We start from the raw sequence: 14,697 nt of genomic DNA, 5'->3' as shown, positions 1-14,697 counted from the left end.
GCATCAGAGACCGTTCGAGAACCGCAGACTTCTTGTGGTCTCCACGAACTACGCCCCCGAGGTGACGGGCATCGGCCCGTACGCCACCCAGCTCGCCGAGCACTGGGCCGCGTCGGGGGCCAGGACCGAGGTCCTGACCGGGATGCCGCACTACCCTGCCTGGCGCGTGGACGAGCGGTACCGGGGGGTGTGGAGCAGGGTGGAGACCCGCGAGGGCGTACGGGTGCACCGGCGTCGCCACTACGTGCCGCCCCGTCAGACGGCCCTGCGCAGAGCGGCGTTCGAGGCGTCCGTCCTCGCCCACGGCATCCTCGCCCCGCCGCCGGGCCGCCCCGACGCGGTGATCTCCCAGATGCCGAGCCTCGCGGGCGGTGTCATCGGCGCCCGCCTGGCCCGCCGCCACGGTGTGCCCCACATACCCGTCGTCCAGGACCTGATGGGCGCCGCGGCGGCGCAGAGCGGGATACGGGGCGGGGGCAGGGCCGCCGCCGTCGCCGCGAAGGCGGAGCGTCACGCGCTGCGCGGCGCCGCTCTCGTCGGTGTGATCCACGAGAGTTTCGTGGAGGGCGTCACCGCTCTCGGCGTGGACCCCGGTCGCATCCGTGTCGTCCCCAACTGGACGCATGTGGAGAGCCCTTCGGCCGACCGGGCAGCCACCCGCGCCCGGCTCGGCTGGCGCGAGGGAACCCCCGTACTGCTGCACTCCGGCAACATGGGCCTCAAGCAGGGCCTCGACGTCCTGGTCGGCCTGGCGCGACTGGCCCCCGACATCCGGGTCGTGCTGATGGGCGACGGCAACCAGCGCGACGGACTGCGCGAGCGCGCCGCCGGGCTGCCCAATCTCGACTTCCTGCCGCCCGCGGGCGCGGACGAGTTCACCGACGTGCTGGCCGCGGCGGACGTGCTCGCGGTGACGCAGCGGGCCTCCGTGCTCGACATGAGCGTGCCGTCCAAACTCACCTCGTACTTCGTCTCAGGCCGCCCTGTCGTCGCCTCCGTGGCGGGCGAGGGCGGCACGGCCGACGAGGTGCGCCGCTCGGGGGCGGGGGTCCTCGTGGCCCCCGAGGACCCTGCCGCGCTCCTCGCCGCCGTACGCGAACTGGTCCGGGACCCGGGGGCTGCGTCCGCCCTGGGCGCCCACGGGCCGCGCTACGTCGCGGACCATCTGAGCAGGGAGGCGGGCCTCGCCCGCTTCGACGCCCTGCTCCGCGAGGCGCTCGGAGACACGAAGGCGCGGGAAACAGGGCCCGGGGACGCGCGGGCAGGGGATACAGGGCCCGGGGACGCGCGGGCAGGGGAAGCAGGGCCCGGAGGCGCGGAGCCCGGGGACGCACGAGGGAGAGCACGCCGATGAGCCATCCGATCCGTCCCCTGGACGACCAGGACGAACCGGCACTGCTGCGCGACCAGTTCCGCCAGCTCCTGCGCTACCGGGCCCTCCTGGCCGGGGGAGTCGTCGTCGGCCTGCTCGGCGGTGGTTTCCTCGCCCTGAGCGGCGACGACACCTTCACCGCGACCGGTGAGGTACAGGTGCGTTCCGCGACCTCCGACCCCTTCGCCACCGGTGCCTCGGCCGACAAGGGCATCAACATCGGCTCGGAACGGCAGACGGCGGTCAGCGACACCGTGGGCGACCTGGCCGCTGCCACCCTGCTCAAGAAGGGCGACGACGTCACCGCCCGGAAGCTGCTGGCCGGCCTCCAGGTGACCAACCCGCCCAACACCCTCACCCTCCGCTTCTCCTACACCGGTGCCGCCCCGGAGCAGGCCCGCTCCCGTGCCGAGGCCCTGGCCAACGCCTACCTCGCGCACCGCAAGGCGCGCACCCAGGAGAGCATCGACAACATGGCCAACGGGTACCGCGCCCAGCTCGAACCGCTGGAGGAGAAGCGCGACCTGCTGGAGGAGCGGACCGGGGTCGACGCGGCCGACGACGTCAGCAGCGCCCGTGCCAACATCATCGTCTCCATCTCCGAACTGAGCCGGAAGATATCCGAGCTCAAGGCGCTCGACACCACCCCCGGCTACCTCAACAAGAAGCCGGTCGCCCCCACCGAGCCCACCGGAGCAGGGCTGCCGCTGCTCCTCGGGCTCGGCGCCGTGGTCGGTCTGGCGCTCGGGCTGCTGCTGTCCTGGGTACGCCTCGTCTTCGACCCCGCCGTGCGTTCGCCCCGCGAACTCGTCCGCTCGCTCGGCGGTCCGCTGCTCGGCACGCTGCCCAGGGAACGCGCCGCCGTGGGCACCCTGCTGGCCATCGGGCGCAGCGGATCGCGGCTGGCCGAGGAGTACCGGGCGGTCGCGTTCCGCCTCGCCTACGACCCCGCCTTCGCGGAGAGCCGCCGCCTCCTGGTCACCGCCCCGCGTGGCGACAACGCCGCCGCCGCGGCCGCCGCGGTCAACCTGGCAGCCGCCTTCGCCGAGATGGGCCGGGACGTCCTGCTCGTCGAGGCGGACCTGCGCACCCCCTCGCTCGCCCGCGATCTCGGTTCCTCCGCCCACGAGGTCCGGCCGCCGCGCTGGGCCGCCGGCGAGGAGGGTGACGGCAGCTGGCCGACCGGCGCCCGCTACAACGTGGACGTGCCGGGCTCCGGCGCGTTCGCCCTGGTCGCCGGGGTCACCGTGGACAACGTGCCACGCGCCCTGACGTCCGTCCCCGTCGGCCGCATCGTCGCCGAGGCCGACCGCCCCGGCGCGGTGGTCATCGTGCTGGCCCCGCCGGTCCTGTCGTACGCCGACGCGGTCGCTCTCGTCGACCGGGTCGAGGGCGTCATGATCGTCTGTGACCCCCGCGAGGTGCACCGCAGCGACCTGGAGCGCATCCGCGAGATCATCAGCGCCTCCGGCGGCTCGGTGCTCGGCGCGCTGCTGCACCCCGGCCGGGGCCGGCTGCGTCGCGCGGAGCGACGGCCGCGGTCCGCCCGGCGCCGCGCGGGCGGCGGGTCCGGGACCCCGGCCGCCGGACCGGACGGGCCCGAGACCACGGGGGACCCCGCCGAGACCATGGGCCTGCGCTCCTTCACCCTCCCGGGGGCGCGCCGGTGAGAGCCCGCACCGCGATCCTCTGCTCGGTCGCGGACCAGGGCGTGGCCGCGCTCACCAACATCCTGGTGCTCGTGGCCGCCGCCCGGCTCTCCACCGTGGCCGACTTCGCCCGCTTCTCCGCCGTCTACCTCGTCTTCACGGTGCTCCTGGGCGTCTCGGGGGCGTACACGGGGCAGCCGCTCGTCCTGCGTCGCGGCGAGGGCAAGGCCATCGGGGGCGCCTGCCGCTCGGCCGTCGTCCTCACCGTGGGCGCCTCGGCGGCGCTCGGCGCACTGCTGGCAGCCGTCTGCCTCGCCGTTCCGGGGGAGACCGCCCGCGCGCTGACGATGCTCGGCCTCGTCCTGCCGGTGGTGCTCGGGCAGGACGCACTGCGCTATGCCTTCTCCACACTCCAGCTGCCCCACCTGGCCCTGGGCGCCGACCTGGTGCGGCTGCTCTGCGTCCTCGGCGCCCTCTCCGTCCAGGAGTACGGGGCGCCGCCCGCCCGTCTGATCCTCGTCTGGGGGCTCTCAGCCCTGCCGGCCCTCGTGCTGTCCGCCCTCCTGCTGCGCCGCTCGACACCGGGGGCGTCCCTGCTGCTGCGCCCGATGCTGCGGCGCGGTCACCTCGGGGGGCGCTTCGTCGTCGAGTTCGGGGTGGGCAACGCGACCAGCCAGCTCTCCGTGCTCGGCCTGGGCGCCGTCGGCAATCCGCTCCTGGTCGGCGCCCTGCGCGGGGCGACCACCCTGTTCGGGCCGCTCAACGTGCTGTTCACCTCCGCCACCTCCTTCGGGCCGCCCCTGCTCGGCCGCATCGGCGAGGAGCGACGCAGGGTGCGGGCGACCGCAGGGCTCGCCGCCGTGCTGGCGGCCACCGCGGCCCTCTGGGCCACGGTGCTCGCCCTGCTGCCGGACCGGGCGGGACGCGAACTCCTCGGAGACACCTGGCCCACCGCCTCCGCCCTGCTCCCCGCGACCGGCAGCCAGTACGCGGCGATGGCCGTCGGCACCTGCGGGCTGCTCGCCCTGCGCATGCTCGACCCGCGCACCACGCTGAGCATCCAGGTCGTGTTCTCCCTGACCGCCGTGGCTTTCATGGCCGGGGGTTACGCCCTCGGCGGCGTCCCCGGGGCCGCCTGGGGCCTGTGCCTGGGATCGCTCTGCAAAGCCGTCGCCACCTGGACCAGGGTCGCCCGGCTGCGCAGACGGGGGCCGGTGGCGGAGGACGCCCTCAGCGCCGACGCGCTGCCTTCTGCTCCCTGAACGTGGTGATCAGCAGCAGGCACAGGGCGGCGATCGCCAGCTTCCCCGCCGCCTGGAGCAGCGGACCGCGCAGCAGGATGAAGGTGTAGCCGGCGATCAGAGGCGCCGCGATCGCCAGCACGCTCCCCGGCCCGGGACCGGCACGGGTGACGGCCAGGGCGTACCTGCGGTCGGTACGGGCCGCCGCGTAACCGATCAGCGCCAGCCCGCCGATCATGCCGGACGCGCCGAAGTCGACCCAGAACTCGGTCCACAGCGGGGCCGAGAGGTTGGTCATGTTCATCCCCATCCACTCGCCCACCCGCACCCCGGTGTCCTCCGGCTTCCCGCTCCACACCGCCCTCGGGACGAAGAAGAGCGCGGAACCCGCGAGCTGGCGTCCGTACGTGTGGCCCCGGGTGTCGACCCAGGAGATGGTGTTGGCGAACATCACCGTCTGGTCGTAGTCCTTGGTGGCCAGAGGCTCGAAGACGGAGGCCGACTGCACCGGCCGGTAGCCCTCGTCGTCGTAACGGAAGCGGTCGGCGTACGGGAACAGCACCAGGGCGCCCACCACGCCCATGGTCAGCACCGAGCGGTACATCGCCGCGCTGCTCGGGAACGCGGTGAAGAGCAGGGACACCAGCACCGTCAGGAACCAGTAACGCGCATTGGAAATCGGGTTGTTCACCACCAGGTTCACCGCTGCCAGCGCCACCCACACCAGCGCCGTCGACGGGGATCGCCGGGCGCGGCGGGAGGTCACCAGGCGGCGCGTGTAGAAGAGGAACGCGAGCAGCGCCGGGACGGTGCCGAAGCCCTTGAGGAACGCCGAGCCGACGTTGGACTCCTCCGAGACCACCCCGCTCTGCGCGACGGTGGCGCTGATCTCCTGACGGCTGGAGAAGAAGACGGCCGGGCCGCCGAGCTTGACCACGTAGTAGCCGCTCGCGAGCAGTGCGATCAGCACCAGCAGCCGCAGCCTGACCGGGTGCGCGACGGCGGGACCGCCCGTGGCCCGGGAGGCCGCACGCCGCCGCAGCGGGCGCCGTGAGGCCAGCAGCGCCCCGAGGTCGAAGGCCGCACAGCCCACGAGGATCATGGCGATGGCCGTCACCAGGTCCGAGCGCGGTCCCACCATCGGCGTCGGCGTCTGCCCGATCACCACCTGGGCGAAGGGCGCGACGCCCATGGCGATGTACACGAACATCCAGAAGACGCCCTGGAGCAGCCGCCGCCGGGTGGACAGGATCATCGTGGCGAGCCGCGCCCCGGCGTAGCAGGTCAGGACCAGTTGCAGCCAGTAGGCGGTGTCCCGGACCCCCGAACCCGGCTGGGCGGCGATCAGGGCCGGCAGGAAGCAGACCAGCCCGAGGATGAGCGGCACGGACACGGCACGCGAGAGCATCGCCCACGTCAGGGGCCTCGCCGGAGGCTCGACCGGCGGACGTGCGGCGCGCTCCCGCGCGGGGGCGCCCCCCACCGTCTCGTGCACGGACGTCATGACCCCCCGATCACCGGCCCGCAGGCCGCGCTCGCCTGGCCGTACGGCCGATGAACACTCTAACGAATCAGCCCACTTGGGGTGATGCGATGACTAGTCTGTGAACAACCGGCCGAGGTCGAGGGGAACCCTGGTGAAGATCCTGCACATCGTCACGCTGCACACTCCGGACCACGCCTTCGGCGGTCCGACCCGGGTGGCGCTCAACCTGTCCAAGGTCCAGCGGGCCCACGGGGATGACGCCCGCATCATGGCGCTGGGCGACGGCTTCGGCGGCCCGCTGCCGGGCGAGGTCGAGGGAGTGCCGGTGCACCTCTTCCAGGCCCGCCACCTGCTCCCGATGTTCGAGGTCAGCGGCATCACCTCGGGCGCCCTGCTGAACACCGCGCGCCGGATGATGCGCGGTGCCGATCTCGTCCACGTCCACCTGATGCGCGACCTGGTGACCCTGCCCGCAGCCCTGCTCGCGCTCGCCACCCGTACCCCGCTGGTCGTGCAGACGCACGGCATGGTCGACCCGACCGAGAAACGCGTCGCCCAGCTCACCGACCTGCTGGGGGTCCGCACCGTCCTGCGCCGTGCCGACGCCGTGCTCCACCTCACCGAGACGGAGCGCCTCGACGTGAACGCGGTCGCGGCCCCGGTCGCGCTCACCAACACCGTCCGGCTCGTCAACGGTGTGCGCCCGCAGGAGCGCAAGCCCGCCCGTGACCCGGACCGGCCCCCGACCGTGCTCTTCCTGGCCCGCATCCAGGAACGCAAGCGCCCCGAGGACTTCGTCGCCGCGATGCCCGCCGTGCTGGCGCGGTACCCCGACGCCCGCTTCGTCCTCGCGGGACCGGACACCGGAGCCCTGCCCGGCACGCTCGCGCTCGCCCGCCGGCTCGGCGTGACGGACTCGCTCGACCATGTCGGGCCGCTGGACCACGAGGGGGTCCTCGACGCCGGGCGGCGGGCCGACGTGTACGTCCTGCCGTCGATCGAGGAGCCCCTCGGGGTGTCGGTCCTGGAGGCCATGTCGGTGGGCACCCCCGCCGTGATCACCCGTACCTGCGGGCTCGGCCCCGACGTGGCCGCCGCCGGGGCGGGGCGGGTCATCGACAGCCGGCCCGGCGAGGACGCCGCCAACGCGCGGAAGGTCGCCGACGCCGTGCTGGAACTGCTCGAACCGGAGGCCAACGACCGTGCGGGCAAGGCCGCATGGGATCTCGTCTGCGAGCACTTCACCATCGACGTCGTGACACGAACCCTCCGGGAGACCTACGAGGACGTGGTCCGCCGGAGGGCACGCTGACTCAACCCGTCTTTCCCTCACGCGACTTGAGAGCGATCTGCCAGCGGTAGAAGCTCATCGCGAGCGCGAAGTCCAGGCCCGCCCGGCCGTCGAGGAAGCCCCGCCGGTAGACGTACATGTAGGCGAAGGACACCAGCGGTTTGAACGGCGCCTTGTGGAAGAGCTGTCCCTGGCGGGACTTCACCTTGCGCACCTGCTCCTTGACCTCGGGGTGGTGCTCCAGCCACGCCTCCCAGTCCGAGTAGCGGTTGTGCCGCTCGAACCAGGCGGTGACGGGGTCCAGGTCCTGGTGCTCGATGGGGTTGCTCAGCGCCTGTGCCGTCGTCGCGACCGGCTGGTAGTGCCCCTCCACCTCGCCGATCCCCGGTGCGGCGAGGTCGCCGACCTCCGGGTAGTAGCACCTGGTCCGGTCGGTCAGGGACCGCTTGCGGATCGTGTAGCCGTGCCGCAGCCGCTTCCCCGAGAACCAGTAGCCGAGCGGTATGTCGTAGGCCGCCGGCTTGGGGCTGTCCCGGTCCGCGAAGATCCGCCGCAGCTCCGCGAGCAGCCCCGGGCTGAGCCGCTCGTCACCGTCGAGCAGCAGGATCCAGTCCAGGTCCGTCCGGACGTTCTCCAGACACCACTGCTTCTTGCGCGGGTGTCCTCCGTCCCAGGTGTACGGGACGACTTCCGCCCCGCACTCCTCGGCGATCTTCGCCGTGTCGTCGGTGCTGTGGGAGTCCACGACGACGACCGCCTCGAAGTGGCCCAGGACCGACTTCACCGCCTCGGCGATGTTCAGGCCCTCGTTCTTCGTGGGGATCGCCACGGCTATGGGCAGCTTGTTCATCCGTTGTCTCCCTGGGGCAGCCAGGCGTAGCAGCCTGTGGAGGTGAAGGCGCGGGCGGAGCGGGCGACGGTGATCTCCACCTGCCCGCCCGTGGCCGAGGAACCGGACGCCAGCTGTTTGCCGCCCGCCCCCGTGACCTGCCAGCTGCAGGCCTTGGTGGGGGAGGGGGCCCTGTACCGTCCCGGCCGGAGCCCGTCGCCCTTGTGCGTGCCGTCGGCGTAGCCGAGTGCCGCCTCGTCGATCAGGACCTGGTGCTGGGGGCAGAGGTGCGTCACGGCCGGTTCGGCGTCGGCGACCTCACCGGAGACGATCGCACCGACGGCGATGTCCCGGTCGGCCTTGACCAGATACCGAAGCCTGTCGCAGGTCTCCTGCCCCGTCTGCAGCACCGCGGCCGGGTCCATGCCCTTGGGTACGCGGTCGGTCAGATACTCCTTCTGCTTCTCGGTGAAGGACCCGGTGGCCGGGGTGACGTCCCCGGCGGGGGCCTTGGACGTGGCACCGGACTTCGTGGCCCGGGGGCCCGGAGTGGAGGCCGTGGGCCCGGCGACGGACGGCGCGGAGGAAGCCACCGCGGACGGTGTGCCGGCCGCGGCGGCCTTCTTCCCGCCCTCGTCGCCGGACCCGCCGGACGAACCGCAGGCGGCCAGCGCCGCCGTCGCGAGAGCGACGGCGGCGCCGGCCAGGAACGGATACCTCATTCAACCGTCCTCAGGGCGTAGTGCGCGCTGACCGTCGAAGCGCTGAGCGCGGTCGGGTAGACCGCCGTCTCGTCGATCTGCCCGGCGAAGAAGTTGCTGGTCGGACGGTTGGCCCAGTTGGCCAGGTTGTCGCCGCCGACCCGCCAGTAGCCCGGGTAGTTCTCGTTGCTCGTGTACAGGAAGTTCGACGCGCGCAACTGCCCGTCGACGTACAGCGCCACGCCGGCGGGGCCCTGCGTGGCGACCACGTGGTGCCACGCCCCGTCGTTGTAGGACCCGGCCGTGGTCACGGTGCGACGGCCGCCGCTGTAGACACCGAAGACCAGCCGCCCCGTGTCGGTCATGTAGACGTGCTTGTCGAAGCGGGTGCTGTTCTGCATGGTCAGGTTGCCGAACCCGATGATCTTGCCGCCGCGGGTCGTGGTGGTCTTGATCCAGGTCTCCACCGTGAACCGGGTCGGCTGGGTGTGGCGCTTGTTGCTGTACGCGTACTCGCTCGCCCCGTCGAAGCCGATCGCGGTCGAGTCTCCCGCGATCGCGGCCGGGGTCTGCCGGTAGGCCGGAGCGTTGCGCAGGAAGCCGTTGTTCAGGCCTCCCGTGGTGTCCGCCGCGAAGGTGGACGTGCCCTCGTCGTAACGCCAGTAGAGCGAGGCGCCGTCGGCCAGCACCCGCGCCGGATAGGCCTGGGTGGACGAGGCCACCGTCGCGGACTGGGCCGGGGACTTGGCACTGGTGTTGGTGCCGTCGCTCGCGGTGATGCGGTACGAGTGCGTCTCGCCCACCGCCACGTCGGTGTCGGTCCACTTCAGCTGCGGACGGTCCCAGAAGAGCGAGTAGCCCGTCACCGTGTGGACGGGAGTGCTCGCCCCGTCCTTGTAGATCCGGTAGGTCAGCTCACCGTCGTCGGTGTCGAAGCTGGTCTGCCACTGGACGTCGATCTGCCCCGGGGTGACCGTGGAGAGACTGACGTTGGGCACCCAGGGCGCACCGGTGTCCGGGCCGTCGGCGAACCGGGTCAGACCCTGCTGCCCGGCCCCGTTGACGGTGGTGAACTCCCCGCCCACCCACAGGTAGTGGCTGCCGCCCTTGTCCGTCTGCGCCATCACCCGCGGCCCGACCGGCTCACCGATGCCGTCGTTCGTGTCGGGGAACCAGGGCAGCAGCGTCGGGTCGTCGACCGACTGGGCCAGCAGGTGCTTGCGCGGCTGGTCGGGGAACCCGCCCATGCTGGCGCAGTCGTGGGCGTGACTGCCGCTGTACAGCACGCCCGAGTGGACCAGGACGGCCTGGGTGGCGCCCAGGCAGGTGTCCCGCCAGCGCTGCTGGTAGTCGTTCAGGTCGATGGCGATCCGGCCGTCGAACACCCCGCCGCCCGTGCCCTCGTTGGCGGTGTAGAGCCCGGTGGCGTCCGTGGTGAGGTCCTGCACCGTGGAGGTGTTGGGGATGAAGCCCGGGTAGCTCGTGGTGAGCGCGCCCGTGGTGGCGTCGACCACGGCCAGGGCGTGCGAGGTGGTGCCGTTGACCGTGAAGAAGTCACCGCCGAGCGCCACGTGCTGCCCGTCCGGGGTCACCTCGACCGCCCGGGCCACCTCGTCGGCGTTGGCGGTCCAGGGCAGCAGATCGGCGCCCGTGGTGACGGCGGCGAACTTGTTCCTGGTCTGGCCGCCCACGCTGTTGAAGTCACCGCCCAGGTAGACCGTGTCCTCGGTGACGTCCAGGGCCCGTACCGTCGCCGAGACCGAGATCTTGAAGTCCTGCCGAGGCGTGCAGGTCGCGGTGTCGACGGCCGCGATGTTGCTGACGCCCACCCCGTTCACCGCGCCGAACTGCCCGCCCGCGTACAGGGTCCCGCCGTCCGGCGACAGCGCGAGGGCCCGTACGGTCGCCGTCCCGGAGGACAGGGTGAACGACAGGTCACAGCCCGTCGGAGCACCTGTCGCCGCGTCGAACGCGGCGAAGTTGACCGCGGGTTGCTCCGAGGTCCCGGCCGCCGCGTCCGGCGGGCGGACGGTGGAGAAGGTGCCACCCGCGTACACGACGCCGTCCGTCGCGGCCATCGCCCAGACGATGCCGTTGGTCTGCCAGGTCGTGAGGTCGTCCGCGGTGATCGCGACCGGCGGTGTCAGCGCCGCCGCCGGTGAGGCCCCGGCCGCTGTCGCGGTCAGGGCGCCGGCGAACAGGCAGAGCGCGGCGGACGCGGCCCGCACACGGCCGCTCCCCCCAGGTCTCCGCCCCGTGCTTCCGTTCATCATTCATCTCCGAAGGTGAGGACGAGCTGCGGCCGGTAGGCCGCGGTTGCCTCGCTCGACCAGATGCGGAGACTGTCAGTCCCGCTGCTGGTCAGGGCGAGTGAGGAGACGGAGCCGAGGGCTCCGTCCAGTGCGGACGCGTCCAGTGCCGCCGAGTAGCCGGTGGAGACGGAGGACGCGCCGGTGATGGTCCCCAGCACGGACGTGGAGAGCGCCGGCCGGGTGTTGTAGGTGACCGCCGATTCGGTCCATGTGCCGGTGACCGGCACGATGCTGTGGCTCTCGGCCGACCCCGCCGTCGAGTCCGACGAGGTCCGGAAGGTGAGCCGCGCGCTCTTGAGCACCTGGCCGGCCGGAGCGGACGGCAGCGTGAACCGCAGATAGCTCAGGTAGGCCGTGCTGCCCCGCGAGGCGAGCTGGGTGTCGTCGTAGTTCGTGTTAGCCGCCACGCCGTTGACGTACGCGTCCTCGTCCGGGGTGAGGGTGACGGTGCTGTCGCCGGGGCCCTGCGGGGCACCGGCCAGATCGTGGTGCGCGGCGACCTGGGCGGCGGTCAGTGCCGACGGATAGACCGCGGTCTCGTCCACCTGCCCGGCGAAGTAGTCGCTCGTGGGACGGTTCGGCCAGGCGTTGTTCATGGCGTCCCCGCCCACCCGCCAGAAGCCGTTGTACGAGCGGTTGCCGGTGGCCGGATTCGTGCCGACCACCTCCCCGTCCACGTACAGCACCATGCCGGACGGTCCCTGCGTCGCGACGGCGTGGTGCCAGGTGCCGTCGTTGTAGGAGTCCGCCGACGTGACGGTGGGACGGGCGCTGGTGCTGCCGGTCTGGACGCCGAAGGCGACCCGTCCGTCGTCCGTGAGATAGATCAGCTTGTCGGAGATGCTGCTCGTGTGGCCGCGCTCCGTGCCGATGTTGTTGCCGTGGCCGACGATCCGCCCGCCCCGCGTCGAAGTGGTGCGGAACCACGTCTCGACCGAGTACGGCGAGGGCGAGGTGTAGTGGTGCAGCCGGTCGCTGTAGACGTACTCGTCGGTGCCGTTGAGGGACAGGGCCGCCGAGCCCTCCACCGCGGAGGGCGTGGCGCGGTAGGACGGCGCGTTCATGTACACCCCGCCGTCCTCGCCTGCCGAGGCGTCCGCGGCGAAGGCGCCGCCGGCCTCGTCGTAGCGCCAGTACAGGTCCGCCCCGTCCGCCAGGACCTTCTCCTGGTAGGGGGAGGCCGAGGACGCGGCGGCCACCGAGGCGGTGGCCGAGAGGGCGCTGGTGTTCGTCCCGTCGCTCGCCGTGATCCGGTAGCCGTAGGTCCGGCCCGCCACCACGTCGCGGTCGGTGAAGGTCAGCTGCGGCCTGCTGAAGAACAGGGAGGAACCCGTCGTGGTGTGCACGGGGGCCGAGCCGCCGTCGCGGTAGACCCGGTACGTCAGCAGGCTGTCGTCCAGGTCCAGGGCGCTGCGCCAGCTGACCTTGACCTCACCCGCTCGCGGCGCGGACACGCTCACGGCGGGTGCGGCGGGCGCCCCGGTGTCCGGGGTGTTCGCGAACCGGGTCAGCGCCTGCTGGCCGACCCCGTTGACGGTGGTGAACTCGCCACCCACCCAGAGGAAGTCCCGTCCGCCGCGTGAGGCCACGGTCAGGGCGCGGGGCCCGACCGGCTCGCCGATGCCGTCGTTGGTGTCGGGGAGCCAGCCCAGCAGGTCCGGGTCGTCGACCGACTGAGCCGTCAGGTGCTTGCGGACCTGGTTGGGGAAGCCGCCCATCGTGGAGCAGTCGTGCACATGGCTTCCCGCGTACAGCACCCGCCGGTGGACCCGGAGCGCCTGCGTCGCGCCCTGGCAGGTGTCCCGCCAGCGCTGGCCGAACCCGTCCAGTTCCATGGCGAGTCGGCCGTCGAACGACGCGGGGCCCGAGCCCTCGCCCGCGGCGTACCAGCCGTCGGACTCCGCGTCGGTCACGATGTCCTTGATGACGGCGGACGCCGGGATGAAGGCCGCGCCGTAGGCGTGCGTCACCGCACCCGTGGCGGGGTGCGTCACCGCGAGCGCGTGCGAGGCGGTCCCGCCGACGGTGAAGAAGTCCCCGCCGATCAGGACGCTCTCCCCGTCCGGCGTCACCTTGAGGGCGCGGCCGGGCTCGTCGGCGGCCGGATTCCAGCCGGTCAGGGCGCCGGAGGCGGTGACCGCTCCGAAGAAGCGCCGCGCGGCGCCGTTGACCGTCTGGAAGTCACCGCCCGCGTAGACGGTGCCGTCCGCCCCGACGTCGAGCGCCCGGACCGTCGCCCCGAACTGCGGTGCGAAGCCGGGCCGCGGGCGGCAGGTGGCGGTGTCGATCGCGGTCAGGCCGTTGGCGGCCGTCCCGTTCACGGAGTTGAAGTATCCGCCCACGTAGAGCGTGGACCTGTCGGGCGATACGGCGAGTGCCCGGACCGTCGCGGTGCCGCTGCTGCGGGTGAAGGAGAGCGAGCAGCCGGTGGGCGCGCCGGTCGCCGCGTCGAACGCGGCGAAGTTGACGGCCGGCGTGGTGTTGCTCCCGGCGGGGGAGCCGGCCGGCCGGATGCCCGAGAAGGTGCCGCCCGCGTAGACGACGCCGTTCGCCTCGGCGAGCGACCACACGATCCCGTTGGTCTGGTACGTGGACAGCGCGTCGGCCGTGAAGCCGACCGGCGGGGTGAGCGCCGCGGCAGGGGGAGCGGTGGCCGACGCGGCGCCCAGCGCTCCCGCCGTGAGGGCCAGGACCGCGAGGAGGACGCCGCCCCGGGTGCGTCTGAGACGTCCGGGGCCTCTCACCGGTCCACCCGGACCGCGGATCCGGCGAGCTGGTCGTTCAGCAGCCTGATGTCGGCGTCGACCATGATCCGCGCCAGCTCGCGCGACTTCACCTCGGGCTTCCAGCCGAGGAGTTCCTCCGCCTTCGACGCGTCACCGATCAGCGCGTCGACCTCGCTGGGGCGCTCGTACTTCGGGTCGTAGCGGACGTGCTCCGCCCAGTCGAGGCCGGCGTGCTCGAACGCGTACTCCAGGAACTGGCGGACGCTGACCCCCTCCCCGGTGGCCACGACGAAGTCGTCGGGCGTGTCGCACTGGAGCATCCGCCACATCGCCTCCACGTACTCGGGGGCGTAACCCCAGTCCCGTACGGCGTCGAGGTTGCCCAGGTGCAGGCGGTCCTGGAGGCCTGCCTTGATCCGGGCGACACCGCGGGTGATCTTGCGGGTCACGAAGGTCTCGCCCCGGCGTGGGGACTCGTGGTTGAACAGGATGCCGTTGGTGGCGAACATGCCGTACGCCTCACGGTAGTTGACCGTCGCCCAGTACGCGTACACCTTGGCCACGCTGTACGGGCTGCGCGGGTGGAACGGGGTCTTCTCGTTCTGCGGGGGCGGGCTCGCTCCGAACATCTCGGAGGAGGACGCCTGGTAGATCCGGGTGTCGATGCCGCTGGCCCGCACCGCCTCCAGCAGCCGCACGGTGCCGAGGCCGGTGACGTCACCGGTGTAGAGCGGGGCGTCGAAGGAGACCCGGACATGGGACTGGGCGCCGAGGTTGTAGACCTCGTCGGGCCGTATGTCACGCAGCAGGTTCACCAGCGCCACCCCGTCGGCGAGGTCGGCGTGATGGAGCACGAAGGAACGATTCGCTTCCTCGGGCCCCTGGTAGATGTGGTCGATCCGCTCGGTGTTGAAGCTCGACGACCGGCGTATCAGCCCGTGGACCGTGTACCCCTTCTCGAGCAGCAGCTCCGCCAGATACGAACCGTCCTGTCCGGTCACACCCGTGATGAGTGCGGTCTTTGCCATGAGTCCCCCTCTGTGGTCGCCCTACGGGCTTTTTCGTTCACCGAAATATCTGGATCTGAGCG

General features: G+C 72.2%; 10 protein-coding genes. 4 read left to right on the top strand and 6 right to left on the bottom strand.

Annotation, left to right across the window (positions count from 1 at the left end; genetic code table 11):
• Positions 1-34: 34 nt before the first annotated feature.
• The 3 genes from ACFYQ6_RS15070 to ACFYQ6_RS15060 are packed head-to-tail and all read left to right on the top strand — an operon-like array spanning position 35 to position 4,283.
• Positions 35-1,354 carry a glycosyltransferase gene (locus ACFYQ6_RS15070; protein ID WP_388763425.1) on the top strand — a complete coding sequence of 440 codons (1,320 nt, stop codon included), beginning with the start codon at positions 35-37 and terminating at the stop codon, positions 1,352-1,354.
• Positions 1,351-3,042: a lipopolysaccharide biosynthesis protein gene (locus ACFYQ6_RS15065; protein WP_361576175.1), complete on the top strand. Its 1,692-nt coding sequence runs from the start codon at positions 1,351-1,353 to the stop codon at positions 3,040-3,042. Before ACFYQ6_RS15070 ends, ACFYQ6_RS15065 begins: the two co-directional genes overlap by 4 nt.
• The gene (locus tag ACFYQ6_RS15060) at positions 3,039-4,283 is read left to right on the top strand and encodes a hypothetical protein (RefSeq protein ID WP_361576178.1); all 1,245 of its coding nucleotides are present in this window, start codon (positions 3,039-3,041) and stop codon (positions 4,281-4,283) included. The genes ACFYQ6_RS15065 and ACFYQ6_RS15060 overlap by 4 nt, the downstream gene beginning before the upstream one ends.
• On the opposite strand, the gene ACFYQ6_RS15055 is transcribed toward ACFYQ6_RS15060, so the two are convergent.
• Complete coding sequence (locus tag ACFYQ6_RS15055; RefSeq protein ID WP_388763220.1) at positions 4,252-5,766, bottom strand: hypothetical protein; 1,515 nt, start codon at positions 5,764-5,766, stop codon at positions 4,252-4,254. The genes ACFYQ6_RS15060 and ACFYQ6_RS15055 overlap by 32 nt on opposite strands.
• Before the next feature lie 133 nt (positions 5,767-5,899).
• On the opposite strand from ACFYQ6_RS15055, the gene ACFYQ6_RS15050 reads away from it, so the two are divergent.
• A complete protein-coding gene (locus tag ACFYQ6_RS15050; protein WP_361576181.1) occupies positions 5,900-7,060 on the top strand; it encodes a glycosyltransferase in 1,161 nt (386 codons plus the stop codon).
• A gap of 1 nt (position 7,061) precedes the next feature.
• Here ACFYQ6_RS15050 and ACFYQ6_RS15045 read toward each other — a convergent pair whose 3' ends face one another.
• From ACFYQ6_RS15045 to gmd, 5 genes are read right to left on the bottom strand one after another with little or no spacing between them, the layout of a single operon-like run.
• The gene (locus tag ACFYQ6_RS15045; RefSeq protein ID WP_361576184.1) at positions 7,062-7,889 is read right to left on the bottom strand and encodes a glycosyltransferase family 2 protein; all 828 of its coding nucleotides are present in this window, start codon (positions 7,887-7,889) and stop codon (positions 7,062-7,064) included.
• Positions 7,886-8,590 (bottom strand): hypothetical protein, encoded by a 705-nt coding sequence (locus ACFYQ6_RS15040; protein WP_361576187.1) that lies wholly within the window; start codon positions 8,588-8,590, stop codon positions 7,886-7,888. The genes ACFYQ6_RS15045 and ACFYQ6_RS15040 overlap by 4 nt, the downstream gene beginning before the upstream one ends.
• On the bottom strand, positions 8,587-10,842 hold the full coding sequence (locus ACFYQ6_RS15035) for a LamG-like jellyroll fold domain-containing protein (RefSeq protein ID WP_388763218.1): 2,256 nt from the start codon (positions 10,840-10,842) through the stop codon (positions 8,587-8,589). Before ACFYQ6_RS15035 ends, ACFYQ6_RS15040 begins: the two co-directional genes overlap by 4 nt.
• Complete coding sequence (locus ACFYQ6_RS15030) at positions 10,839-13,625, bottom strand: LamG-like jellyroll fold domain-containing protein (RefSeq protein WP_361576193.1); 2,787 nt, start codon at positions 13,623-13,625, stop codon at positions 10,839-10,841. Before ACFYQ6_RS15030 ends, ACFYQ6_RS15035 begins: the two co-directional genes overlap by 4 nt.
• Positions 13,622-14,635 (bottom strand): GDP-mannose 4,6-dehydratase, encoded by a 1,014-nt coding sequence (gene gmd / locus ACFYQ6_RS15025; RefSeq protein ID WP_361576196.1) that lies wholly within the window; start codon positions 14,633-14,635, stop codon positions 13,622-13,624. Before gmd ends, ACFYQ6_RS15030 begins: the two co-directional genes overlap by 4 nt.
• Positions 14,636-14,697: the final 62 nt, after the last annotated feature.

The organism is Streptomyces sp. NPDC005494, assembly GCF_042872025.1.
Taxonomy (GTDB): Bacteria; Actinomycetota; Actinomycetes; order Streptomycetales; family Streptomycetaceae; genus Streptomyces.
This window is presented reverse-complemented; position numbering and strand designations above follow the sequence as displayed.

Coding starts and splice junctions, on each gene's coding strand:
- ACFYQ6_RS15045 (WP_361576184.1), bottom strand. CDS start 7,889: ATGAACAAGCTGCCCATAGCCGTGGCGATCCCCACGAAGAACGAGGGC.
- ACFYQ6_RS15040 (WP_361576187.1), bottom strand. CDS start 8,590: ATGAGGTATCCGTTCCTGGCCGGCGCCGCCGTCGCTCTCGCGACGGCG.
- ACFYQ6_RS15035 (WP_388763218.1), bottom strand. CDS start 10,842: ATGATGAACGGAAGCACGGGGCGGAGACCTGGGGGGAGCGGCCGTGTG.
- gmd (WP_361576196.1), bottom strand. CDS start 14,635: ATGGCAAAGACCGCACTCATCACGGGTGTGACCGGACAGGACGGTTCG.
- ACFYQ6_RS15065 (WP_361576175.1), top strand. CDS start 1,351: ATGAGCCATCCGATCCGTCCCCTGGACGACCAGGACGAACCGGCACTG.
- ACFYQ6_RS15055 (WP_388763220.1), bottom strand. CDS start 5,766: ATGACGTCCGTGCACGAGACGGTGGGGGGCGCCCCCGCGCGGGAGCGC.